General features: G+C 71.6%; 17 protein-coding genes. 7 read left to right on the top strand and 10 right to left on the bottom strand.

Features of this window, described 5'->3' with window-relative positions; translation table 11 throughout:
• Window positions 1-85 precede the first annotated feature (85 nt).
• Both Raf01_RS18685 and Raf01_RS18680 read left to right on the top strand, forming a co-directional pair.
• The gene (locus tag Raf01_RS18685) at window positions 86-1,216 is read left to right on the top strand and encodes a peptidoglycan recognition protein family protein (RefSeq protein ID WP_203919200.1); all 1,131 of its coding nucleotides are present in this window, start codon (window positions 86-88) and stop codon (window positions 1,214-1,216) included.
• 122 nt (window positions 1,217-1,338) lie between these two features.
• Entirely contained in the window at window positions 1,339-2,259 is a 921-nt protein-coding gene (locus Raf01_RS18680; RefSeq protein WP_203919199.1) for a C40 family peptidase, read from the top strand.
• A gap of 27 nt (window positions 2,260-2,286) precedes the next feature.
• Here Raf01_RS18680 and Raf01_RS18675 read toward each other — a convergent pair whose 3' ends face one another.
• Complete coding sequence (locus Raf01_RS18675; protein ID WP_203919198.1) at window positions 2,287-3,192, bottom strand: LysR family transcriptional regulator; 906 nt, start codon at window positions 3,190-3,192, stop codon at window positions 2,287-2,289.
• Window positions 3,193-3,256: 64 nt separating this feature from the next.
• Between Raf01_RS18675 and Raf01_RS18670 the strand changes: the two genes are divergently transcribed.
• Entirely contained in the window at window positions 3,257-4,477 is a 1,221-nt protein-coding gene (locus Raf01_RS18670; RefSeq protein ID WP_203919197.1) for an MFS transporter, read from the top strand.
• A gap of 46 nt (window positions 4,478-4,523) precedes the next feature.
• Here the strand turns inward: Raf01_RS18670 and Raf01_RS18665 are convergent, their stop codons facing one another.
• Both Raf01_RS18665 and Raf01_RS18660 read right to left on the bottom strand, forming a co-directional pair.
• Entirely contained in the window at window positions 4,524-6,455 is a 1,932-nt protein-coding gene (locus Raf01_RS18665) for an alanine--tRNA ligase (RefSeq protein WP_203919196.1), read from the bottom strand.
• Between the two features lie 283 nt (window positions 6,456-6,738).
• Complete coding sequence (locus Raf01_RS18660) at window positions 6,739-7,194, bottom strand: MarR family winged helix-turn-helix transcriptional regulator (RefSeq protein ID WP_239133726.1); 456 nt, start codon at window positions 7,192-7,194, stop codon at window positions 6,739-6,741.
• Window positions 7,195-7,292: 98 nt separating this feature from the next.
• Between Raf01_RS18660 and Raf01_RS18655 the strand changes: the two genes are divergently transcribed.
• Complete coding sequence (locus Raf01_RS18655; RefSeq protein ID WP_239133725.1) at window positions 7,293-8,915, top strand: MFS transporter; 1,623 nt, start codon at window positions 7,293-7,295, stop codon at window positions 8,913-8,915.
• Between the two features lie 12 nt (window positions 8,916-8,927).
• Here the strand turns inward: Raf01_RS18655 and Raf01_RS18650 are convergent, their stop codons facing one another.
• Window positions 8,928-9,134, bottom strand: a complete 207-nt coding sequence (locus Raf01_RS18650; protein ID WP_203919195.1) for a hypothetical protein — start codon at window positions 9,132-9,134, stop codon at window positions 8,928-8,930.
• A gap of 477 nt (window positions 9,135-9,611) precedes the next feature.
• On the opposite strand from Raf01_RS18650, the gene Raf01_RS18645 reads away from it, so the two are divergent.
• The 3 genes from Raf01_RS18645 (at window position 9,612) to Raf01_RS18635 (ending at window position 12,917) form a co-directional block, all read left to right on the top strand.
• Complete coding sequence (locus Raf01_RS18645; RefSeq protein WP_203919194.1) at window positions 9,612-11,093, top strand: glycoside hydrolase family 10 protein; 1,482 nt, start codon at window positions 9,612-9,614, stop codon at window positions 11,091-11,093.
• 175 nt (window positions 11,094-11,268) lie between these two features.
• Window positions 11,269-11,679, top strand: coding sequence for a YciI family protein (locus tag Raf01_RS18640; protein ID WP_203919193.1), 411 nt, complete (start codon window positions 11,269-11,271; stop codon window positions 11,677-11,679).
• 53 nt (window positions 11,680-11,732) lie between these two features.
• Window positions 11,733-12,917, top strand: a complete 1,185-nt coding sequence (locus Raf01_RS18635; protein ID WP_203919222.1) for an RNA polymerase sigma factor — start codon at window positions 11,733-11,735, stop codon at window positions 12,915-12,917.
• A gap of 54 nt (window positions 12,918-12,971) precedes the next feature.
• Here Raf01_RS18635 and murJ read toward each other — a convergent pair whose 3' ends face one another.
• From murJ to Raf01_RS18605, 6 genes are all read right to left on the bottom strand, one after another.
• On the bottom strand, window positions 12,972-14,534 hold the full coding sequence (murJ, locus tag Raf01_RS18630; RefSeq protein WP_203919221.1) for a murein biosynthesis integral membrane protein MurJ: 1,563 nt from the start codon (window positions 14,532-14,534) through the stop codon (window positions 12,972-12,974).
• A 184-nt stretch (window positions 14,535-14,718) separates the two neighbouring features.
• Window positions 14,719-18,702 (bottom strand): Ig-like domain-containing protein, encoded by a 3,984-nt coding sequence (locus tag Raf01_RS18625; protein WP_203919192.1) that lies wholly within the window; start codon window positions 18,700-18,702, stop codon window positions 14,719-14,721.
• A gap of 174 nt (window positions 18,703-18,876) precedes the next feature.
• Window positions 18,877-20,616, bottom strand: a complete 1,740-nt coding sequence (locus Raf01_RS18620) for an ABC transporter ATP-binding protein (protein WP_203919191.1) — start codon at window positions 20,614-20,616, stop codon at window positions 18,877-18,879.
• A gap of 10 nt (window positions 20,617-20,626) precedes the next feature.
• Complete coding sequence (locus tag Raf01_RS18615; RefSeq protein WP_203919190.1) at window positions 20,627-22,303, bottom strand: ABC transporter substrate-binding protein; 1,677 nt, start codon at window positions 22,301-22,303, stop codon at window positions 20,627-20,629.
• 49 nt (window positions 22,304-22,352) lie between these two features.
• Window positions 22,353-23,345 (bottom strand): ABC transporter permease, encoded by a 993-nt coding sequence (locus tag Raf01_RS18610; RefSeq protein ID WP_203919189.1) that lies wholly within the window; start codon window positions 23,343-23,345, stop codon window positions 22,353-22,355.
• Window positions 23,342-24,268: an ABC transporter permease gene (locus Raf01_RS18605; protein WP_239133724.1), complete on the bottom strand. Its 927-nt coding sequence runs from the start codon at window positions 24,266-24,268 to the stop codon at window positions 23,342-23,344. Before Raf01_RS18605 ends, Raf01_RS18610 begins: the two co-directional genes overlap by 4 nt.
• Between the last annotated feature and the right edge of the window lie 256 nt (window positions 24,269-24,524).

Raw genomic sequence — 24,524 nt, 5'->3', positions numbered from 1 at the left:
TATTGCTCTTGGCCGTACCCCATCCATATCCTCAAACAATCCACAGAAGTTGTCGCGATTCCACACCGCCTCGCGGAGGTAGCACATGGCCATCCATCGGCACGAGGTCGATCGCCGCACGCTGTTCAAAGCCGGTCTCGGGGGCGCGGTCGCGGCGGTCGTCGGGACAGAGCTGCTCACCTCGTCACCGGCAGGTGCCGTCCCGGACCCTGAATTCCCATGGGTCATCGACTGCGACACCTGGGGCGCACGGCCGCCGTCGAGCCCCATCCAGATCACCGGCAACACCACCAACAAAATCATCCTGCACCACATGGCGTTCCCGAACGTCACCGACTACTCCCGCGAGCACGCGATGCAGTTGGCCCGCGACTGCCAGGACCTGCACATGGACACCAACGGGTGGGCGGACACCGGCCAGCACTTCACGGTGAGCCGGGGCGGCTACGTGCTGGAGGGTCGCCACCGCAGCCTGGAGACTCTCGACGCGGGCGAGCACCAGGTCATCGCCGCCCACTGCCCGGGCGAGAACGGCAACGCGATCGGCATCGAGAACGAGGGCACCTACATCACCGAGACGCCGCCCGCCGCGCTGCTCGACTCGCTGGTGGAGCTGTGCGCCGCCGTCTGCCGGCAGTTCCGGCTCCAGCCCTGGGACATCTTCGGCCACTGGGACTTCTACATCACCGACTGCCCGGGCATCGCGTTCTACGCCCAGTTCCCGATGGTCCGCTCGCGGGTGGCGGCGGCGCTCGGAACCCCGCGTAGCGCCATCCCGGCGCGCCGCTGGCCGGACATCTGGCGGTTCGTCGACGGCCCGGTCGTCGAGGTCGCCCAGTACCTGCTCGCCGACCTCGGCTACCCACTCACCCCGGACGGCGTGTTCGGCATCGACATGAACGGGGTCGTCGCCGACTTCCAGAGCAGCCACGGGATCCCGGTCGATCCGGACGCCACCTTCGACGCGGCCACCTGGGAGGCACTCGCGCCGGTGCTCGACAAGCACGCGACCGGCTTGCCGGTCGAGGCGCTGCAGTACATGCTGGGCCGCAAGGGGTACGCCGACGTCGCCGTCAACGGCGAGTTCGACCACGCCACGATGAAGGCGGTGCAGGGCATACAGCGCCTGCACGGCCTGGTGCCGGACGGCAAGGTGAACACCGACACCTGGTGCGCGATCGTCGGCGGCGCGGTGCGGTCGGCTTTCCGGTACTGATTCCCGGGGCCGCCCGGCGGGCCCGCCCACAAAAGGGGCGTACCCGTAGCGCGGACAGACGTGGCCGGTCCCGATCGCGGTGCGAGGTCGGGACCGGTCGCCACGAGTGAGAGGCGAGAGGGATGGCCGAGACGGCTTCGGTAGCGGTGGCGGTGGCCACGCTGTGGACGGCACCGGACCGGATCCGGGACATCGACGGTCCGATGCTTTCGGTACCGGGCAGCTGCCGGGCCTGGGTGTCGGCGATACCCGACGGTACCGACGCCGGTCTCGGCGACCGGGTGGAGTCCCAGCTTCTTCTCGGCGACCGCGTGGTGATCCAGGACGTACGCGACCGGTGGGCCCGGGTGCTGGTACCGGGACAGCCGGCGCAGTGCCGCGACCCGGTCGGGTACCCGGGTTGGATGCCGGTGGAGCAGTTGACCGCCGGCGAGCACAGGCGCGACGGCGACGGCGAGTTCGTGACCAGCGCGCTGACCACGGCGCTGTACGCCGCGCCGTCCGGTGCGGTCGCGGTACCCGATGTCGTGCTCGGCACCCGCCTGAACGCGCTCGGCGACCCGGCGGACGGCTGGCTGCCGGTGTCGGTCGTGGGCCGCCCGGAGGCGCTGTGGGTACCGGCGGGAGACGTCCGGCCGGCGGACGGGGAGTCAGGGGTGGCGCCGGACTCGGCGTCGCTGCTCGCGACCGCGATGCGCCTGGTGGGCACGCCGTACGTGTGGGGTGGCCTGACGCCCTTCGGCATCGACTGCTCCGGGCTGACCCACCTGGCCCACCGGCTCGCCGGCGTCGAGGTGCCCCGCAACGCCAGCGACCAGCAGACGGTGGCACAGCCGGTACCGCTGGGCGAGGAGATCCCCGGCGACCTGTACTTCTTCGCCCGCGAGGGCGGGCGGGCCCACCACGTCGGCTTCGCGGCCGGCGACGGGTGGATGGTCGACGCGTGCTCCACCGCCCGCCGGGTGGAGCATCACCCACTGTCGGCGCAGCGGCGCGAGACGCTCGTCGGCTGCGGCCGGCTCCTCCCGGCTCGGCGCGTCTGACGCCGCTCCGCGACCCAGACCAGTCGGTCAACCCCTCCGGAGCAGCCGGGGCGCCTCCTCGATGATGTAGCGGCGCAGGTCGGACACCGGGGTCGACAGGCGCCAGTCGCCGGACCACGCGACCGAGATGGTCCGGCTGGCGCCCTTGTCGGTGATCGCCAGTTCGACCGTGCCGTCCATCGCCGCGCCGGCCGGCAGCACGGCGACACCGAGCCCGGCGGCGACCAACCCGGCCGCGGTGTTCATCTCCTGGCTCTCGTAGGAGTACCGGATCGGCAGCCGCGCCGCGCGCAACAGCTGGTCGGTGATGGTCCGCACGCCGTACCCGGCGGTCATCGTGATCAGCGGCTCGTCGCCGACCTCGGCCAGGCGTACCCGGGCCCGACCGGCGAGCCGGTGACCCGCCGGTACCAGCAGGGTGAGCGGCTGCTCGGCCAGCCGCCGGGTGCCCAGGTGCGGGTGCGGCGGCACCGGACCCGCCACGCCGAGGTCGAGCCGGCCGGACAGTACCCCGTCGACGATCACGTGCGCGGCGTCCTGCACCAGCCGCACCACCACGCCGGGATGAGTCTGCCGGAACCCGCGCAGCAGCGCGGGCACCACGGTCGGGCCCATGCTGTGCAGGAACCCCAGCACCACCGAACCGGAGTCCGGATCGGCCTCGGCGCGGACCGCCCGTACCCCGGCGAGCAGTTCGTCCAGAGCCCGCTCGGCATGCCCGGCGAGCAGTTGGCCGTGCCGGGTCAGCCGGACCCCCCGCCCCTCCCGGTGCAGCAGCGGCGTGCCCAGCTCGGCGGCCAGCCGGGCCAGCGCGCGGGACAGGGTCGGCTGCGGAATGCCCAACTGCTGGGCGGCACGGGTCACGTGCTCGTGCCGGGCGACCGCGACCAGTTCCTCCAGTCCGGGTGCCAGCCCGAAGCTCTCATACGCCACGGTATGAAAATACCCCGAGTCATGTATTGGACGTATGGGACGTTCCGCTCCTAGCGTCGAAGGCGTGACCGTCCTCGACGCCGAACTCGACCGGGAGCGCCCGCCCGGCCTGCCACCCGGCAGCCGCCCGGCGCGCCGGCTCACCCTCGCCATGCTCGCCGCCGGACTGTCCGCGTTCAGCCTGCTGTACTTCACGCAGGCGCTGCTTCCGGCGATCGGCGCGGCCTTCCGGGTCGGACCGGCCGCGTCCAGCCTGACCGTCTCCTGCGCCACCGGCGCGCTGGCCCTGGCCATCCTGCCGCTGTCCAGCGTCGCCGAGTCGGTGGGCCGTACCCGGCTGATGCGCGGCGGCCTGCTCGTCGCCTGCGTCCTCGCGTTCGCCTCGGCGCTGATGCCGCGGTTCTGGATGCTGCTTTTCACCCGGGCCCTGATCGGGGTGGCGCTGGCCGCGGTCGTCGCGGTGGCCATGGGGCACCTCGGCGACGAGATCCACCCGACCGGGATCGGGGCCGCGATCGGCCTGTACGTGTCCGGGAACTCGCTGGGCGGCGTGCTCGGCCGGCTCATCCCCGGTGCCGCGCAGGATCTGGGCTCCTGGCGGCTGGCGGTCGCCGTACTGGCCGGCTGCTCGGCCGTCATGGTCGCCGCGTTCCTGGTGCTGTTGCCGCCGGCCCGGCGGTTCCAACCCACTCCGGCACGGTTGGGCGCGCACGCCTCGGCGCTGCGCGAGCTGTGGCGCGACCCCGGGGTACGGCGCCTGTGCGCGGTGGGCTTCCTGCTGATGGGCGGCTTCGTCGCCTGCTACAACTACCTGTCGTACCGGTTGACGTCGGCGCCGATCGGGCTGTCCGGCACGCTCGCCTCGCTGCTGTTCCTCGCGTACCTGGCCGGTACGGCCAGTTCCACGGTCGCCGGCCGGCTGGCCGACCGGCACGGCCGGCGCGCGGTGATCGGTGCCGGCGGGGTGCTGTCGCTGGCCGGGCTCGCCCTGACCCTGCCGGACAACCTGGCAGCCATCACCGTGGGCCTGGTCGTGTTCACCGCCGGTTTCTTCGTCGCCCACTCGGTCGCCAGTGGCTGGATGGCGGCCCGGGTGTCCCGGTACCGCGCGCAGGCGTCGGCGATGTACCTGATGGCGTACTACCTCGGCTCCAGCGCGCTCGGGTGGGCGATCGGCCTGGCGTACCTGCACAGCGGCTGGACCGCCACGGCCAGCGTGATCGGCGCGTTGTGCGTGGCCGCGCTGGTGTGTGTCGCCGGCATACCGGACCGGCCCCGGCGGTAGCCGCCGAGGCCGGCGGTGGCCACCCGAGGGGGGCGGCTGCCGCCAGCTACCGGAGGACGGCGCGGATGCGGCGTACCCCGGAACTGGACGACTCCTCCTTGACGACCTGGAATCGGCCCAGCACCCCGGTGTGCGCCACGTGCGGGCCACCGCAGATCTCGTTGCTGTACCACTCCCCGTCCGGGTCGCCGGCCGTGTAGACCTGCACGGTCTCGCCGTAGCGGTCGCCGAACGCACCGAGGGCACCCTCGCCGAACGCCGTCGCCGTGGGCAGCTCGCGGCGCACCATCGGCCAGTCCCGGTCGATCTGCTCGTTGACGATCCGCTCGACCTCGTCCAGTTCCCCGCGGGTCAGCTTCGCCGGGTGGCTGAAGTCGAACCGCAGCCGCTCCGGGGTGATGTTGCTCCCCCGCTGCACCACGTGCTCCCCCAGTACCAGCCGCAACGCCTTGTACAGCAGGTGCGTCGCGGTGTGCAGCCGGGTGGTGGCCTCGGAGTGGTCGGCCAGGCCACCCTTGAACAGACCGGCCGAAGCGGTCTTCGACCGCTGCTTCTGCTCCGCCATCCGCGCCGTGAAGCGCTCCCGCCAGGCGCCGTCCACCCCGACGCCGGTGCGCCCCGCCTCCTCGACGGACAGCTCGGGCGGGAACCCGAACGTGTCGAACAGCGTGAAGACCGCGTCACCGGTCAGCCCGCCGGTCGCGGTGAGCCGGCCGAACTCGCGTACCCCGCGGGACAGCGTACGGCGAAACAGCGCCTCCTCCTGTCCGAGCGTGGTCTGGATCTCCGGCCCGGCGGTGGCGAGTTCCGGGTACGCGCCGCAGTAGGCGTCGACGACGACCGGAACCAGTCCGGCCAGCAGGTCGGACTCGATGCCGAGGGACAGTCCCTGACGGATGGCGCGCCGCGCGAACCGGCGCATCACGTAGCCCTGCGCCGTGTTCGACGGCACCACCCCGTCGGCCGCGAGGAACACCACGGCCCGGGCGTGGTCGGCGATCACCCTCGCCGCCGTCAGCGTGTCGTGCTCCCCCGGTACCCCGGGCATCCGCGTTATCGACCAGTCTGGCTCGGCGCGTCTGGCGCCGTGCCGCGACCCGGACCAGTCGGTGACCGCGTCGACGAGCGGACGGAGCAGATCGGTCTGGAACATGTCCGCGGTGTCCGTGACCGCCATCGCGAGCCGCTCCAGGCCGGCGCCGAAGTCCACGTTGCGGCGTGGCAGCTCGACGAAACCGTCGGAGGTGCGCAGGTACTGCATGAAGACCGAGTTGCCGATCTCGATGAACCGGCCGCAGTCACAGTGCGGATGGCAGTGCGCGCCGAACGACGGGTCGTGCGGCACCTGCGGGAACTCGTAGAACACCTCGGAGTCGGGGCCGCCCGGCTCGCCCTCGGGCATCGTGGACGGCGGCCCGGACCGGCTCCACCAGCACTGGCTCTCGTCGTAGAACAGCACGTGCGCGTCGCCGATCCCGGTCGCCGCGGCACGTTCGGCGTCGCCCGCCTCGACCGGTGGGGTCACGATGCCCTTGGTCGCGAACAGCCGTACCCACAGCGAGGCCGACTCGTCGTCGCGCGGGATCCGCCAGCGCGGCGCACCGGCGAACGCCGTGGCGTACAGGCGCGACGGATCCAACCGGAGGTGGTCGACCAGGAACGTGAACAACCGCTCGATCTGCTCGGCCTTGAAGTATGCCCCCAGGCTCCAGTTGCCCAGCATCTCGAAGAACGTGGTGTGCCGCGTGTCCCCCACCTCGTCGATGTCCTCGGCGCGCAGGCAGGTCTGCGAGTCGACCAGCCGGTCCCCGGCCGGATGCGGTGCGCCGAGCAGGTAGGGCAGCAGCGGCTGCATGCCCGAGCCGGTGAACAGTGTGGTGGGGTCCTCGCGGGGCACCAGGCTGGCCCGGGCGATCACGGCGTGTCCATGGAGCCGGTGGTAGTCGAGGTACGCCCGACGAATCGCTGCCGTGTCCACGCCGAAATCCCTTCCGTGACTGCCTTGGGACAGCACGGTAGCCGCCACTCCCGGCGCCCGCAGCGGATTTTCGCGCCCGTACCGTCCACTCTGGACAGTGCGGCCCGGCCCGACGGCGTCAGAGCCTGTTGGCAGACCTCTGGCCGAGCGAGCCGCGATCCGGGCGGCGTCCGGCACGGCGGACGTTTGCCCGGATACCGGTGTTGTATCCGGGCTAGCCGACAACGCCGCCGATCGCCGCCTGGGCGCGGCGCAGCCGGTCAGCTGGGTTTGCCAAGAGGCTTTAGTGTGTGGAGAACTCTTCGGGGCTTTCGGCGGCGCTCTCGGTCATGCTGGTCAGCCAGCGGCGGACTGTCGCCCGGTCGGCGTCGGTGAAATCGATCTCCAACTGCGTTTCGGCCTCGCTCACGGCAGGCGTGGCGGCGGCGATCCGGTCCCGCCCGGCCGGGGTGATGAACACCTGCTGGGAGCGCCGGTCATGGGGGTGCGCCCGCCGCTCGATCAGGCCGGCGCGCTCCAGCCCGGCCAGCATCTCGTTGGCCGACTGCCGGGCGGTGCCGACCTTCCGCGCCACTTCGGCGACGGTGCAGCCCGGTTGCCCGTCGAGAAACAGCAGGGTGCCGTACTGCGCGACGGAGAGGCCGTGCTCGGCGAGCGCCCCGGCCACCGCCGTGCGCATGCTCAGCCAGGCATGCCGTACCAGGAACGTCAGGCAACCGTCGCCGCTCTCGTCCTCCACCGGTACATTGTGCACCGGAAGGGGGTTGACAGGTTCCTGTCAAACGAGCCATGGTGAAGACCAGGCCGTCAGGAACCTGTCAATCATAGGAGCCAGTCTTGCAGCCCCTGAGCCCCGGACGCCAGCGCCGGATCCTGTCCATCCTCGTGGTGTCCGCCGTCCTCATCTGGATCGACGCGACCGTCCTCGGCATCGCGCTGGAGCGGCTCGCCGACCCGGTCACCGGCATCGGCGCCTCGCCCGGCCAGTTGCAGTGGGCCGTCGGCGCCTACTCGCTGCTGTTCGCGACGGTACTTTTCGCCGCCGGTGCGCTCGGTGACCGGTTCGGCCACCGCAGCATCCTCCTTCTCGGCCTGGCCGTCTTCGGGGCCTCCTCCGCCTGGGCGGCATGGGCGACCGGACCGACGGCGCTGATCGCGGCGCGCGCGGTCATGGGCGCGGGCGGCGCGATGATCATGCCCACCTCGATGGCCATCATCGGTGCCACGTTCCCGGCCGAACGGCGCGCGGGAGCGATCGCCACCTGGTCGGCCTCGGCCGGCATCGGCGTGGCGCTCGGGCCGGTGCTCGGCGGCCTCCTCATCGACCGCTTCTGGTGGGGTTCGGTCTTCCTGGTCAACCTGCCGATCGTGGTCGTCGGCCTGGTGGGTACCGCCGTGTTCGTCCACAACCCGCGCAACCCGCAGCGCCGCCGGCTCGACCCGGTGGGCCTCGGCCTGTCAACCGCCGGCCTGTTCGCGCTCGCGTACGGTCTGATCGAGGGCGGCCAGGCCGGCGGATGGGGCCGCTGGCAGGTGTGGGGCAGCATCGTGGCCGGCGTCGCCCTCATCGCCGCGTTCCTGCTCGCCGAAATGCGGGCGCAACTGCCCAGCTTCGACCCGCGCCTGTTCCGCAACCGCCGCTTCGCGGCCGGCAACGCCGCGCTCGCCGCGATCTTCCTCACGGTCACCGGCCAGAGCTTCTACACGACGTTCTACCTGCAGGGCGCGCGCGGCATGACCGCCCTGGCGGCGGGCTTCCTCTCGGTACCCGGCGCGTTCGGCGTCGTCATCGGCGCACCGCTCGGCGCCCGGCTGACCCGCCGGGTCGGCGTCGCCCCGGTCGCCGGTACGGCGATGCTGGTCTTCACCGCGTGCCACGCCGCGAACCTGACGTATGGCATGCACACACCGCTGTGGCGATTCTGCGTCGTCGGTGCCCTGGCCGGCACCGCGATCGGCGCGGCGGTCGCGCCCACCACCGCCGCGGTGATCGGCGTGCTGCCGATGGACCGGATGGGCGCCGGGTCAGCCGTCAACAACACGATCCGCCAGGTCGGCAGCGTCCTCGGCGTGGCCGTCCTCGGTACCGTTCTGGCCAACGCGTACCAGCGCGCGATCGCGCCGTCGCTTTCCGGGCTGCCGCCCGCCACCCGCGCCGCCGCCGGCCAGTCCGCCGAGGCGACCCGCCGGGTGGCGTCGGCGGTCGGCCGCCCAGACCTGGTGGGCACCGCCAACCACGCATTCATCCACGCGATGCACATCACCGCCGGTTGCGCCGCGGCCTGCACGCTGATCGGTGCGGCCATCCTGATCGCCGCGTTCGCCAACCGACGCCCGGCCGCGGGCGATGTCGCTCCGGTGGCGGCGGACGCTCCGGTGCCCGCGGATGCTGCGGTAGCGGCGGATGCTGCGGTGCCCGCGGACTCTGCGGCCGGGATCGCGGTCGGCGATCCGGCGTGACGGGGCGTCGCGTCACGCGGTCGCGCCGCGGCGGCCCCACGCGGACAGCATGCCGAGCGACAGCCAGCTCACCGACGGGTCGGCAAGGTATGCCGAGGCCAGCTCGGCGTCCTGCCGGGCGAGCAGGCCGGCGGCGATCAGCCGGTCCCCCAGCTCGCGCACGGACAGGCTGTAGAACGCCGACTCGGGGCTGCCGCCGTGCACCAGCCGGTGAGTCATCTCCGCCTGTAGATGTAGCTGTCACCGGGTCTGGTCATGCCGACAGACTCCGCCGGCGCGTCGCCGGGCGGCGCGTCGGTCGCCTACGCGACTGTCAGAGTCCGGCGCGGAACTCCTGGTGGCTGACGAACTCCGCGAGCGGCGCCGAAAGTTCTCCGAAACTGTTGCTGTTGCCGGCCTCACCTGGGACATCTGCGGCCCGGCCGGACGGGCGTTGACGGGGATGAACTCGCTCCGATAACCTTCCCCCATCTTCCGATATCTTTCGGAACTTGGGAGCCAAGAGACCTTCGCAGGTTGGTGCGCCCGGCGATCCGCTGGCCGGGCGGGACAGCGCGGCCAAGGGCAGGCCGGCAGGTACTACCCCACGTCTACGTCGGGCGACCGTGTTTGTGGCAGACCGTGCTTGCGGCAGATCGCGAACGGTGCGTCCGGCCGATGGACCCCTGCGCGAACCGGTACGAAGGAAGAGGTCTCATGACATCCCGAACGACCCGGCGCGTCCGGCTGCTCGGCGGCATCGTCGCGCCGTTGGTGGCCGTCGCCGGTATCAGTCTCACGATCCTGGGCAGCAACCCGGCGCAGGCCGCGACCGGGCTGGCCGCGGCGGCCGAGGCTCAGGGGCGGTACTTCGGCGTCGCGTATGCGACCGCGCACGCCGGAGACTCCACGTACAGCGGCATCGCCGGCAGCCAGTTCGACATGGTCACGCCCGAGAACGAGATGAAGTGGGACACCACCGAACCGTCCCAGGGCAGCTTCAACTACGGGCCCGGCGACCAGGTCGTCAGCTTCGCGACCTCGCACAACCAGCGGGTCCGCGGCCACAACCTGGTCTGGCACAGCCAGTTGCCGGGTTGGGTGTCCGGCCTGTCGGGCACCGCCGCGAAGACGGCCATGGAAAACCACATCACCAACGAGGTGACCCACTACAAGGGCAAGATCTACGCCTGGGACGTGGTCAACGAGCCGTTCAACGACGACGGGTCCTACCGGACGGACGTGTTCTACAACGCGTTCGGCGGCGGCGTGCAGTACATCGCCGACGCGCTGCGGACCGCCCACGCCGCCGACCCGAACGCCAAGCTGTACGTCAACGACTACAACATCGAGGGCACCGGCGCCAAGGCGGACGCCATGTACAGCCTGGCCCAGCAATTGCTCCAGCAGGGCGCCCCGCTGAACGGCATCGGCTTCGAGACCCACCTCGCGGTGCAGTACGGCTTCCCCACCCAGATGCAACAGAACATGGCCCGGTTCGCCAATCTCGGCCTGGACGTGGCGATCACCGAGCTGGACGTGCGCATGACGCTGCCGGAGACCTCCGCCCAGGACGCCACACAGTCGACCTACTACACCAACGTGATCAACGCGTGCAAGGCGATCAGCCGGTGCGTCGGTTGGACGGTGTGGGGCGTCTCGGACAACTACTCCTGGGTGCCGAGCACCTTCTCGGGGCAGGGCGCACCCCTGCTGTGGAACACCAACGAGCAGCAGAAGCCGCTCTACACCACGGTACTGAACGCGCTGGGCGGCAGCAGCACCCCGCCGCCGTCGAGCCCGCCACCGACCAGCACCCGGCCGAGCACGCCGCCGCCATCGAGCCCGCCGCCATCGAGCCCGCCACCGACCAGCCAGTCGCCGACCGGTCCGCCGCCGGCGGGCGGTTGTACGGCCACGTACAGCACGGTCAACCAGTGGCCGGGCGGGTTCCAGGCGAACGTGACCGTCACCAACGGCTCCGCCGCGCGCAGCTCGTGGCAGGTCTCCTGGACCTTCGCCAACGGGCAGACCATCACCCAGCTGTGGAACGGCACCCTGAGCCAGAGTGGCTCCAGCGTGACGGTTCGCAACGTGAGCTACAACGGCACCCTGGGTGCCGGCGCGACCACCTCGTTCGGCTTCACCGGTTCGTGGAACGGCAGCAACACCGCTCCGACGAACGTCTCCTGCCAGTAACCGACCGCTACCGTGAGTGGGCGTCCCGATCCGGGGCGCCCACTTCGCTGCCCGCGTACAGTGGCGGCCACCGGCACCGGTGGGATCTCGCCCGTCCCGGTGTCGATCCGCGACCCGGCCCGCTCGTCGTACGGGTGACAGGCCCGACCGGGGCCGCGACACGATGGGGCGTGACATGGCGAAGTACCTGATTCTCATCTTCGGCGACCACCGGCAGTGGGAGGCGATGTCACCGGAGCAGGGGGCGGCACACGATGCCGCCCACGCCGCGTTCAGCGCCGCGGCCGGCACGGCGGTGCTCGGCAGCGAGGAGTTGGAGTCGGCGCCGATGGCCACGACGCTGCGCGCGAACTCCGACGGCGGGGTCACCGTGACAGATGGACCGTTCCTGGAGACCAAGGAGGCGGTGGGCGGCTACTACCTGATCGAGGCGGCGACCCTCGACGACGTGATCGCGCTCGCGACTATGCTGCCCGAGGTGCACGCCGGACACAGCGGGGTGGAGATCCGCCCGGTCGTAGATCACGCTTTCGACCAGTCTGGCTCGGCGCGTCTGGCGCCACGCCACGACCCAGACCAGTCGTGACCGCCGAAGTCGCCGAGGCGGTTGCCGAGGCACACCGCCGCGAGTGGGCCCAGGTGTTCGCGACCACCGCCCAGCTCACCCGGGACCTCGACCTCGCCGAGGAGTGCGCCCAGGACGCGTTCGTGCAGGCGCTGCGGACGTGGACGCGGACCGGCGTACCGGATCGCCCCGGCGCCTGGCTGACGACGACCGCCCGCAACCGGGCCCGGGACGAGCTGCGCCGGGAGTCGGTCCTGCGCCGGACCCTGCCGCTGCTGGTCGCGGACGAATCGGTACCCGGACCCGACGACACGCTGGTCGACGACGACCGGCTGCGCCTCGTGTTCACCTGTTGCCACCCCGCGTTGTCCCGGGACGCCCAGGTCGCCCTGACCCTGCGGCTGGTGTGCGGGCTGTCCACGGCCGAGGTGGCGCGCGCGTTCCTGGTGCAGGAGTCCGCGATGGCCGCCCGGATCACCCGCGCGAAGAAGAAGATCGCGGTCGCACGCATCCCGTACTCGGTACCGTCGCCCGACCAGCTCGCCGAGCGGGTCAGCGCGGTCCTGGACGTCGTACACCTGATCTTCACGACCGGCCACACCGCACCGCTCGGCGCCCACCTGGTCCGCGGCGACCTGGTCGACGGCGCGGTGCGCCTGGCCCGCATGCTCCACCTGCTCATGCCGAACGACGCCGAGGTCAGCGCCCTGCTGGCGCTGATGCTGCTCATCGACGCGCGACGCGGCTCCCGCACGTCGGCCGGGGGGCGGCTGCTGTTGCTGTCCGAACAGGACCGTACCCGCTGGGACACCGCCCTGATCGCCGAGGGCGTCGGCCTGCTGACCGACGCCCTGCGGCGGCAACCTCCGACCAGGTACGCGGTGGAGGCCGCGATCGCCGCGGTACACGCCGAGGCGCCGACATGGCAGGACACGGACTGGTCGGAGATCGTCGCGCTGTACGGCGTCCTGCGCCAGCTCTGGCCCTCACCGGTGGTCGAGCTGAACCGCGCGGCGGCGATCGGGTTCCGCGACGGTCCCGCGGCCGGCCTCGACGCGCTGGCACCGCTGCTCGCCGAGCCGGCGCTGGCCACCTACGGCTACGTCAGCGCCACGCGCGCCGATTTCCTGCGCCGGCTGAACCGGTGGACGCAGGCGGCGCAGGCGTACGAGGAGGCTCTGGCGCTCACCGACAACGAGCCCGAGCGCGCGTTCCTCAGCGAACGGCTCGCCGAGGTGCGGGCACGCCAGGGCTGCTGACCGCCTCGGCAGCGCGCCCGCGACTGAGCCAAGTCGGACGATCCGGCGACCGGGTCAGCCCGTACGGAAGCCGGCGACCGCCATGGCCGCGATCTGCCGCAGTTCGGTGAGGCGGAGAAGCGCCGCGGCAGCGGCATAGCCGGCGGCGCCGACCGCACCGCCCGCGGTCAGGGCTGCCAGTGCGCCGGTCCACCCGCCGTCGACCACTCCCGCGATCACGTGTGCCGTACCGAAGGCCACGCACGCGGCCACCAGCACCGCGACCGCCAACCGGGCGTGCAGGGCGACCAGCCGGCGACCGTCGATGCGCCCCAGCCGGGCACGCAGCACCAGCCCGGCCGCGGCCAGGCCGTACGTGTAGGCCACCGCGTACGCGACGGCGAGGCCGACCACCAGGTCGTGGCGGGGCACCAGCCAGTACGCGGTCAGGCAGCCGATCACCCCGACGGCGCCGACCGACGCGGTGAGCAGTGCGGGGGTCCGGGTGTCCTGCATGGCGTAGAAGCCCCGGAGCAGGATCATGTAGCCCGCGAACGGGAGCAGGAGCAGGCCGAAGGCCCGTACCGCGGCGCCGAGCCCGGCCACCGCCGACGGGACGCTGTGCCCGTGAGCGAACAGCAACGTGGCCACCTGCGGTCCGAACACCACCATCGCGGCGGCGAGCGGCGCGACGATCACGGCGGCCATCCGCAGGGCGCGGGACAACTCCTCGACGACCCGGCGGTACTCGCGGCGGGCCGCGTGCTGGCTCAGCCGGGGCAGTACCGCGGTCATCACCGACAGGGCGACCACCGCGTACGGCATCTGGAACAGCGCGTACGCGGTCTGGTAGGAGCTGACCGCACCCGGCCCGGCGGTCGACGCGAGCCGCGTCGCGACCGTGGCCAGCACCTGGGCCATGGCCACCGCCAGGAGCACCCAACCGCCGAGCCGCCCGATGCGCCGGATGCCGATGCCCCGGGGATCCCACCGCGGGCGCAGCGGAAACCCGCTGCGACGCAGCGCCCACAGCACCACCGCGGTCTGACCGGCGACGCCGAGCGTCGTGCCGAGCGCCAGCAGCAGGGACTGGAAGCCGGTGAGCGCGTCCAGGTCGCTGCCGCCGCCGATCGCGACGTAGGTCACGCCGACCGCGATGACGACCAGGTTGTTGACCACCGGCGCCCACATCGGTGCCGCGAACCGGTCGCGCATGTTGAGGACGGCGCCGGCCGCGGCGCTCATGCCGTAGAACAGGATCTGGGGCAGGAAGAACCGGCCGAACAGGACGGCGAGCTGGCGCTGCGGAGTGGTGAAGCCGGGCGTGTACAGGTCCACCAGATAGGGAGCCGCGAGCGTGGCGAGTGCCGCGATGGCACCGAGCACGTACGCCAGCAACGCGAGCAGCCGCTGGGCGTAGAGCACGCCTCGGTCGTGTTCCGTCACCGCGGCCCGGCTCAGCAGGGGCACGACCACGCTGGCCATCGCGCCGCCGACGATCAGCTCGAACACCGCGTTGGGGATGGCGTTCGCCACGTTGTAGCTGTCCAGCAGCCGGCCGCCCAGGCCGAGCGAGGCGGTCAGCACGAGGACCCGGACGAATCCGGTCATCCGTGACGCGAGCGTCGCCACCGCCATGCCCCGGCTGGCGTTTCCCAGCGAACCACCCGTCATGCCGACATTTCTAGCGCATCCGCGCTTCTCGCCGCTGCCCCGCCTCCTGTGGCGGTGCCCGGGGGCGGTGCGGCGGAGACGTGGCGGCGCCCGGGAGCGGTGCGACGGAGACGAGCCGCCGCACCGCTGCCCTACCGCTGGCCAATTCCTAGGAGCCGACGGTCACCGGCACGGGCGCCGACGTGGCCGGGGTGGCCGTGACGTCGGTGGAGGTGGCGGTCAGGGTGTGGGCGCCGCCGGCCAGCGGGGTGGTCGGAGCGCACGACCAGGCGCCGGAGTCCGACGCCGTCGCGGTGCACACCGCCGTACCGTCGGCGGCCACGGTCACCGTGGCGTCCGGTTCCGCGGTACCCGACACGGTCGGCGTCGCCGTCACGACACTGCCCGAGGCGGGAGCGGTGATCGCGACCGGCGGCGGAAAGTCCGTGGCGTCGGGTACCCCGGCACCGGTGATCGACACGACGGCGCTGTGCACCGTCACCTGCCCGCTGCCGTTGCGCAGCCGGAAGTCCGCGCTGGAGTGCTGCGCACCGCCGAAGAACACGTCGGACGCGGTGACCGTCGCGGTCTTCCAGGTGTTGCTTCCGCTCAGCGGGATGCCGGCCGTCGAGCGGTACGGGTCGCTGGACCCGTCGTCGTACTGCACCGAGAACGAGCCGTTGCCCTGGTCGAAGTACGACACGGTGAACCGCACGGCGTAGTCGCCGGCGTGGGCGATCGAGTCGTCGACGTTGAAGTAGATGTTGCTGTCGGTGCTTGTCCGGGCGGACAGTCCGTCGATGACCGACGCCGTGGTCGGGCCGTCGAACCCGGGCGACGGTGTCTCGTCCTGGCTCATGCCGTAGCTGGAGTTGGTGGCCCCCACGACCGAGCCGACCACGGCCGTACCGGGCGGCACGTCCGAGGCGTCGAAGCTGACCGCGGCCGAGGCCGGGCCGGTCAGTCCGGTCGGATCCGTCGCGGTGGCGGTGATCGTCTGCCGTCCCGGGGTCAGTCCCCCGCTCGGCGCGCAGCTCCACGCGCCGTGGTCGTCCGCGGTCGCGGTACACAGGACGGACCCGCCCTTGCCGACCGTCACGGTCGCGTCCGGCGCGGCCGTACCGGAGATGGCCGACGCGAGCTTGACCGTCGCGCCGTTCTTCGGCGTGGTGACGACCGGGGCCGGCGGGAACCGCGTCCCGGTCGGCACGGCCGGTCCGGTGACCGACACCGCGACGCTGTGCACGGTGAAGGCCGCGGTGGAGTGCAGCCGGAAGTCGGCGCCGCCGGCCTCGAGGTCGCCGAGGTAGGCGCCGTCCGCCGTGATGGTGGCGGTCTTCCAGGTGTCGCTGCCGGTGAGCTGGATCGTACCGGCGAGGTGCGTCCGGTCGGCCGGCCCGTCGTCGTACTGGAGCGCGATCTGGCCGGTACCCGTGTCGTGGTACGAGACCGTGAACGTGGCGTGGTACCCGCTGGTACGCGCGACCGAGTCGTCGATGTCGAAGTACAGGTCGCCCGCGCCGGCCACCACCGTGGCGGTGCGTGCGCTCAGACCGTCCACATCGGACGCAGTGGTCGCGGAGGCGGCATCGACCTGGCTGAGTCCGTAGCTCGCGTTGGTGGCGCCGAGTACGGTGCCGACCACCGCCGTGGTGGGTGGGCCGGCCGGGTCGAGCCCGATCTGGACGTTGCCCAGGTGCCGGGCGCCGACCGGCGCGCTGCCGGTCACAGCCGCGAACGGTCGGCCGGCCGTCGGCGCGGACACCCGTTCGACGAGGTACGACCTGCCGGCGGTGACCGGTACCCGCAGCAGCGCGGCACTCGTCGGCTTGACCACCGTCCTGCCGGCCTTCTTCCCGTCGACCACCTGGACAAACTGGCCGGGCCACGGGTTCTTCACGGTCAGCGTGCCGGTGCTACCGGCCTCGATGGCCGCGGTGACCAGCTCGCCGCCCTCGACCTGGACGTCGACCTTGCCGTTGCCCTGGATGTAGACGGTTCCGCTGCCGTCCCAGTCGGCCGGCCACGCCGGTGCGAACCGGATGATGCCGTCGTAGTCCTGGGCCAGCGCCTCGTCGAGAGCCGCCGCGACCCCGGCAGACTGCTCCATGTAGGGCTGGTAGCCGACCGTGCTGCCCAGGTCGGCGAAGCCGTTCGGGTACACCTGGTGGCCCTTGGTCAGCGAGATCAGGTTGCTCTCGACCTGGGCGGGCTGCTCCAGGCGGGCCGCGTCGAGGGCGTCGAACGACCAGTCGTTGCCGCCCTTGTTCGGGCGGTTGGCGTAGCTGCGCTGCTCCAGCGTGTAGAGGTTGCCGTCCTGATCGCTGATGTCGTTCCACGGCCAGAGCGGTTCGAGCTCGATGTTCTCGCCGTTCTGCCGGGACGCCGCCGGCTGGTACGAAATCGCGATCATGTCGGTACCGGTCGCGTCCGCCGCGTCGGTCTCGGCCTGGGTGTAGCCGGGGTTGAGCAACTGGTTGTGTCCCGGGGTGTTCGTGCGCGGGTACGGCGGGATCTGCGTCAGCGCCCGGGCGAACTGGTCGAGCAGCGGATCCGAAGCGGGCTTGTCGCCGACCACCGCCGCGGCCCGCGCGATGATCGGGAACAGCACCCGGTCGGCGGCGATGTCGGTGGTCGGGTCCTGCACGGCCCACTGGGTCTCGTGCGCGTTGGCCACGGCGTGCAGCAGTCCGTCCGGGCCGACCTGCTGGTAGGCCAGCAGGAACTGCGCGGTCGCCTCCATGAAGGGGAACGCCCGCTTGAGGAACGCCCGGTCGCCGGTGGCCTGGTACTGCTGCCACAGGTAGACCGACAACTCCGGGCCGCTGGTGATGTTCAGCGCGTTCCAGTTCGGCGAGCCGGGCTCGCTGCAGCCGGAGTTGGCGCCCCTGCCCGGGTCTCCGCCGTTGCCGTTGAACCGCATGACCTCGGGTACGCAGGCGCCCGGCAGGCCGCCCATCTGCTGCCGGGTCCAGGTCTCGATGTTCGCCAGGTCATCGAGGTACATGTCGAAGATGGGCGTGTTGAGCTGGTCGTTGCCGGAGCTCAGGTTCGCCGAGATCTCGGCGCGCAGGTTCCACAGCCAGTACTCCGACGGCGTCCAGGTCTGCCGGTCCTGGCTCCAGTCGAACATGTCGGCGTCGCCGGCCTGGTTGCCCGGGTAGATGCCGGCCTTCTCGGACGCCGCCTCCTCGTACAGGTACAGGGTGCGCAGGTTCTCCAGGTACGCGGCGGAGCCGTCGGCCGAGTTCAGCTCGATCAGCCCGGTGTGCTCCCAGAAGTCGCGCCACCACTTGTCCTGCCGGTTCAGCAGTGCGGCCGCACCGGCCTTCGCGTCGTTGCCGAGCAGCTTCTTCGCCGCCTTGGGGGCGTCGCCACCGTGCCAGGCCGGCGATCCGACCACCACCCGGAACGAGCCGTCGCGCTTGGGGGTGAAGCTGACCCGTACCTGCGTCGGGCCGGCGACCGCGGCGCTGACGTCGCGTCCGTCGGCGGTGATCGACGCCAGCGAGCCGAACGTCTGCCCGCCGGCACCGGCCTCGCCCTGGTCGACCCAGGTCTCCGCGAGTGTGCCGATGGTGCCGGAGACGGCCGCGGTGGGGTGGCGGCCGGCCCACAGATTGATCGAAGCGGTCTGGGCGACGGTCGGGTCGGCGCCGGTGACGTCAACGATCAGCTCGTCCGCGCCGGTGGACACCCACGCCTTCATGGACATCCCGCCGCCGGACTCCTCGAGTACCCCGTCGGTCAGGTCCAGCCGGCCGGCGAAGTCGGCCGCGTGCGAGATCACCGACAGCCCGGGGATGGTCAGCTGCCCCGGCGACTTGCGGTCGGGCATGGTGTCGGACCGGTTGAGCTGCGCGGTGAAGCCGTTCGCCGCCCATGCGGCGACACCGAGCGACCCGTTGCCCAGCGGCATGGATGCGGTCGGGTTGACGTTCGGCTGGCCGAGCACGATGTCCGAGCGGCTGACCACCTGGTCGGCGTCGAGCTGGAACGACCCGTCGTGCCAGGCGGTCGTGGCCCCGGCGGCGGCCGCCGACGACGGAGGCGGCCCGAACAGGGCGGCGCCGGACACGGCAGCGAGCAGGACTGCGGCGCCGGCCAGGGGGCGCCACCGGTATGAGGACGTGAACGTGGGACGGAGTGGCACCGGAAACCTCCCGGGAGGCGGACGATGGCCTGGGCATGGAGAGCGATCCGATGAATCAGGGCATAACGCGGCGTGGTGCGCGCTTCAGACAGGAACACTCGGGGGGACTGCCGACAAACATCGGATGATATCTAGCACGACGCCGCCCACGCTGTAAAGGTGTACCGGAGCCGGTCAGGCCGCCGGGGACGCCGCCGACAGCGACCGCCACTCCTCCCGCCGTCGCGCCTGCGACTGCGGATCCGCGACCGGCGCGGCGGACAGCAGCCGCCGGGTGTACGGGTCGCGAGGCGCGCGCATCACGTCCGCGGTCGGTCCCTGCTCGACGATCCGGCCACGGTGCATGACCGCGACCTGGTCGGCGAGTTGCGCGACCACGGCGAGGTCGTGGCTGATGAACAGGCAGGCGAACCCGAACTCCTCGCGCAGGTCCCGCAGCAGCGCGAGGATCGTCGCCTGGACGGACACGTCCAGTGCGCTGGTCGGCTCGTCGGCGATGAGCAACGCCGGGTCCAGCGCCAGCGCACGGGCGATGGCGACCCGCTGGCGTTGACCGCCGGACAGTTCGTGCGGGTGGCGTCCGCGGAGGGCGACCGGCAACGCGACCGCGTCGAGCAGTTCGTCCACCCGCCGGGCGAGCGCCGGCCCGCGAACGTCGGTGTGCAGCAGCACCGGCTCGGCGATGCTGTCCCCGACTGTCCACCGTGGATTGAGCGACGACGCCGGATCCTGGTACACGATGCCCATCCGGGCCCGTACGGCGCGCATCGACCGGCCGCCGGCACGCCCGTGCCGGGACGCGTGCGCGACGTCGACGCCGGCCACCCGTACCTCGCCGGAGGTGACCGGTACCAGGCCGGCGACCGCCCGGGCCACGGTGGACTTCCCCGATCCGGACTCGCCTACCAGCCCCAGTACCTCGCCGGCTCCGACGTGCAACCGGACACCGTCCACGGCGCGCAGCCGGCCGCTGCCCCGCCGCCCCGGGTAGGTGACCACCGTGTCGCGCAACGCCACCACCGCACCGGCGGCATCGGCACTCGCGTCGACATCGGCGTCGGCGTCGACACCGGCGACCGGCCCGGCGTCGGTCTCTCCCGCGTCCCCGGACATCTCGACCAGCCGAGGTACCGCGTCCAGCAGTGCCCGGGTGTACGGGTGCCCGGGAGCGGCGAACAGCGTCCCGACCGGCGCCCGTTCGACCACCTCACCCTGCCGCAGCACCACCACGTCGTCGGCGAGGTCCGCGACCACCCCCATGTCGTGCGTGATGAGCAGGATCGCCATGTCCAACCGGGAGCGCAGGTCACGCATCAGGTCGAGGATCCCGGCCTGGACGGTGACGTCCAGCGCGGTGGTCGGTTCGTCGGCGATCAGCAGTTCGGGTTCGCAGCTGATGGCCATCGCGATCATCGCGCGTTGCAGCTGGCCGCCGGACAGCTGGTGCGGGTACGACCGGGCGATGCGCTCGGGGGCGTCGAGCCCGACGGTGTCGAGCAGTTCCCGGACCCGGGCGCGTACGGTCGAGCGACCGTAGTCCCGGTGGACGCGGATGGCCTCGGCGATCTGGTCGCCGACGGTGAACACCGGGTTCAGGGCGCTGGTCGGCTCCTGGAAGATGGTGCCGATCCGGCCGCCGCGGATCTGCCGCAGCCGGCCCGGATCGGCACCGACCAGTTCCTCGCCGGCAAGCCGGATGCTGCCGGTGACCCGCGCGGTCGGCGGCAACAGCCCCAGCGTGGCCATGGCGGTGACGCTCTTGCCGGATCCGGACTCGCCGACCAGCGCGAGCACGTGCCCGCGACGCAGCCCGAAGGACGCGTCGCGGACCGCCTCGTGCGCCGCCCCGGACGTCCGGAACGCGATGGCCAGCCGGTCCACCGACAGCAGTGGATCGTCGGAGGTGCCGCTCATTTCGTGCCGCTCATTTCGCCAGCGACACCTTGAGGTAGTTGGGGTACGCCGGGAACGACGCGACGAAGAAGTTCTGCACGCCCGAACCGTGCAGGAACGAGTTCTTCGTGTACAGCAACGGAACCACCGGAGCGTCCTGCATGATGCGCTTGTCGGCCTGGGCCCACAGCGCCTGCGCCTTGGCCGGATCGGTCTCACCGGTCGCCTGCTGGATCAGCCCGTCCGCCTGCGGCTGCGAGTACCGCGACAGGTTGAACCCGCCGCCGCCGATCTCGGAGGAGGCGAACAGCGGCTCGATGTTGCCGTTCGCGCTCGGGAAGTCCGGCTGCCAGCCGGAGATGGCCAGGTCGTAGTCGCCCTTGTCGTTGGTGACGTCGGCGGTCCAGGCGTCATACTCCTCGGGCTTGAGGGTCACCTCGATGCCGACCCGCTTCAGACCCTGCTGGACCGCCTCGCCGTAGCCGACGTTCAGCTGGTCGTCCTGCACGAGCAGGGTCAGCTTCAGGTCGCTGGCGTGGCCGGCCTGGGCCAGCAACTGCTTCGCCTTGGCCGGGTCGCCGTCCGGTCCGGCCGGGTACAGGTCGTAGTCGGCCCGGCCGGCGATGCCCGGGGTGATGAGGGTGGTGGCCGGGTCACCGCCGATCACGCCGCCGGCGGCGACCTGCACCGACTTCTTGTCCACGGCGTACTCGATGGCCTGCCGCACCCGCAGGTCGGACAGCCCCGGGCGGGTCACGTTCATCGCCAGGAACTCCAGCGCTCCGGCGTCGGAGGTGACCAACCGGGACTTGGCGGTCGGGTTCTGCTGGATCTGCACGAGTTGGGACGGCGGCACGAAGCCGGCACCGAACGCGTTCTTGTCCGCTCCGGAGTCCGCGATCAGCCGCTGCGCCTGGACCGTGGTGTCCTGCCCGAGCTGGAACACGACCTGGTCGGGTCCGCCGGTGCGCTCCGGGTCGGTCTTCGCGTCCCAGTACGGGTTGCGCTTCAGCCGCAGCAGGCTGCCCTGCTGGTTGACGTCGACCTGGTACGGGCCGGAGGCGACCGGGTTCTTGCCGTACTTCTGCGGGTCGTCCTTGGCCTTGGGGACCGGCGTGAACGCCGGCATGGAGACGATCCACGGCCAGTCGCCGTAGGACTTGGTGAGGTGGAAGACGATGGTACGGGCGTCCGGCACCTCGATCGACGTCAGGTCGCCACCGGTGTACGGACCCTTGTACGTGTCGCCGCCGACCAGCAGGGTCTTGTGGTAGCCGAGGCCGCCGGACAGCTCCGGCGCGAACGAACGCTCCACGCCGTACTTGATGTCGGCCGCCGTGATCGGGGTGCCGTCGGCGTACTTGAGCCCGTCCTTGAGCTGGAACGTCCAGGTCTTGCCGTCGGCGCTGCTGGTGCCGGTCGTGGTGGCCAGGTCGGGTACCACCTTGGCCGGCTGGCCTGGCTGGATGTCCCAGGTGGTCAACCGGCGCAGCACCAGCCCGAGCGTGGTGGTGGCCAGGTTCTGGCTCTTCGCCGGGTCGAGGTCGATGTTCGTCTGCGCGGTCAGGATGGTCAGCGTGCCGCCCTTCGTCACCGCCGTGGTCGGCCCGGGCGACGCGGTACTGGACGGGTTGGCATTGCAGGCGGTCAGCGCCAGCGCCAGTGCAGCGGTGACTGCGACGGCTCCGGCGGCCCCGTGACGTCTCATGCTCGGTGTTCCCTTCGTCGGTGTCGGAGGCTGCCCGGCCGCACGGGCGTCAAGCGGCGGCGCGCGGGTCGATGGCGCCGTAGAGCAGGTCGACGGCGGCGTTGGCGAGGATGATGAGGAAGGCCGAGAACAGCGTGATGCCCACGACCAGCGGCAGGTCGAGGTTGTGGACCGCGTCGATGAGCAGCGCACCGAGACCCTGCATGCTGAAGACCCGTTCGGTGATGACCGCGCCGCCGAGCAACTGCCCCAGGTCGAGCCCGAACAGCGTCACGACCGGGATGAGCACGTTGCGCAGCCCGTGCCGGCCGACCACCCGCCACTCGCGCAGCCCCTTGGCCCGCGCCGTACGGATGTAGTCCTCGCCGAGCACGTCGAGCATCTGCGCGCGGGTCAGCCGCGCGTACACCGCGGCCGAGATGACGGCCAGCACGCACCAGGGCAGCACGAGATGCCAGGCCCACTGCACCGGGTTCTCGGTCAGCGCCACGTACCCGTTGACCGGCACCATGTTGAGCGTGAACCCGAACAGCAGGATGGCCAGCAGGCCGACCAGGTAGGCCGGTGCGGAGACGCCACCGACGGCCACGGCCATCGCGGCCCGGTCGAGCAACGTCCCGCGCTTGACCGCCGAGCCGACCCCGGCCGACACGCCGAGCAGCAGCCACAGCACGGCCGCGCCGATCGCGATCGAGAAGGTGACCGGGATCCGGCCGAGGATGAGCTGGGTGACCGGCGCGTTCAGCTGGAACGAGTAGCCGAAACACGGGGCGGCGCAGTGGATCGCGGCGACGCCGGAGCCGTAGCTGCGTCCGGCGAAGATCCCGCCGAGGAACGCCAGGTACTGCCGCCACACCGGTTCGTCGTAGCCCATGAAGGCGCGGGCGGTGGCCAGGCTGGCCGGCGTGCACGGGCGACCGCAGGACAGCTGCGCCGGATCGGACGGCAACAGGTAGAACACCAGGTAGGTCAGCGCGCTGACGATCAGCAGCACCAGGACCGTCGCCAGCACCCGGCCGGCCACGAATCGCGCGGTCCTCATCGCAGCCCCCGCAGCCTCGGGTCGAGGGCGTCACGCAGCCCGTCGCCGAGCAGGTTGAACGACAGCGTGGCGGCGAACAGTGCCAGGCCCGGGAACAGCAGGAACATCACGTCGGTCGAGACCCAGTCGATGGCCGACCCGATCGTGCGCCCCCAGGACGGGGTGGGCGGCGGTACCCCCACCCCGAGGAAGGACAGCGCCGCCTCGGCGCCGATCATGCCGGGTACCAGCATGGTTGCGTACACGATGACGGTCGCCCCGAGGTTGGGCAGCAACTGCCGTACCAGGACGTGGACCGACCCCGCGCCCATCGCCTCGGAGGCGACGACGAACGTACGCCGCCGCAGCACCAGCGTCTGACCGCGGACCACGCGTGCCACCGGCGGCCAGCCGAAGAAGCCGATGACCAGGAGGATGAGCGAGGAGCGGGGGAACCGGGCCGGCACGATGGCGCCCACCGCGATCATGAAGATCAGGCTCGGGAACCCGAACAGCACGTCCACGCCGCGGCTGATCAGCCGGTCGTACCATCCGCCGAAGTAACCGGCGGTGACACCGACCGCGACGCCCAGCAGGACCGCGACCGCGGTCGCGCCGACGCCGATGAGCAGCGAGGTGCGCGCGCCGAAGGCCACGATCGCGAACAGGTCGCGTCCGGTACGCGGCTCCACGCCGAACCAGTGCCGACCGCTCATTCCGCCGCCGGAGCCCAGTGGTGCGCCGGAGTCGGCCAGGGCGTCGAGGTGGTACGTGTAGGCGTCCTGCCCCTCGATCCCGGCCAGTACCGGCGCCAGCACCGCGAAGAGGACGAGCAGCACGACCACCACCGCTCCGATCGCGGCCCACCGGTCGGCGAGCAGCCGCCGCCAGGTCTCGGATCCCCGGCGGGCAACGTCGGGCGAACCAATCTGGGCGGCGGACACGGCGGGATCTCCATTCCCTAGTTGGCCTACCGGGACAGTAGGCTTCGCAAGATCAAATCAGCCGGCGCCGTGGTACGTCAAGTCGGACCCCCGAATCATGACGACAAACACAGAACAAGTAACTCAATCAACAATAGAATCCCTTCTATCCGCGATCAAGATGATGCGTCGGCATCCGTCGCCCCTCCGCCCGGATCTGGCGAGGCAGCTGCGCATCGGCAGGCCGGACCTGCCGTGCGCCGTCGACGACGGTGGC

The sequence above is a fragment of the Rugosimonospora africana genome (assembly GCF_016862975.1).
In the GTDB taxonomy this organism is placed as follows: domain Bacteria; phylum Actinomycetota; class Actinomycetes; order Mycobacteriales; family Micromonosporaceae; genus Rugosimonospora; species Rugosimonospora africana.
Note: the sequence above shows the minus strand (reverse complement) of the source record. Positions and strands in the feature narration are given on the sequence as shown.

Excerpts from the sequence above, each read along its gene's own strand:
- Raf01_RS18645 (WP_203919194.1), top strand. The coding sequence starts at position 9,612 with ATGACATCCCGAACGACCCGGCGCGTCCGGCTGCTCGGCGGCATCGTC.
- Raf01_RS18680 (WP_203919199.1), top strand. The coding sequence starts at position 1,339 with ATGGCCGAGACGGCTTCGGTAGCGGTGGCGGTGGCCACGCTGTGGACG.
- Raf01_RS18650 (WP_203919195.1), bottom strand. The coding sequence starts at position 9,134 with ATGACTCACCGGCTGGTGCACGGCGGCAGCCCCGAGTCGGCGTTCTAC.
- Raf01_RS18640 (WP_203919193.1), top strand. The coding sequence starts at position 11,269 with ATGGCGAAGTACCTGATTCTCATCTTCGGCGACCACCGGCAGTGGGAG.
- Raf01_RS18620 (WP_203919191.1), bottom strand. The coding sequence starts at position 20,616 with ATGAGCGGCACCTCCGACGATCCACTGCTGTCGGTGGACCGGCTGGCC.
- murJ (WP_203919221.1), bottom strand. The coding sequence starts at position 14,534 with ATGGCGGTGGCGACGCTCGCGTCACGGATGACCGGATTCGTCCGGGTC.
- Raf01_RS18610 (WP_203919189.1), bottom strand. The coding sequence starts at position 23,345 with ATGAGGACCGCGCGATTCGTGGCCGGCCGGGTGCTGGCGACGGTCCTG.
- Raf01_RS18615 (WP_203919190.1), bottom strand. The coding sequence starts at position 22,303 with ATGAGACGTCACGGGGCCGCCGGAGCCGTCGCAGTCACCGCTGCACTG.
- Raf01_RS18685 (WP_203919200.1), top strand. The coding sequence starts at position 86 with ATGGCCATCCATCGGCACGAGGTCGATCGCCGCACGCTGTTCAAAGCC.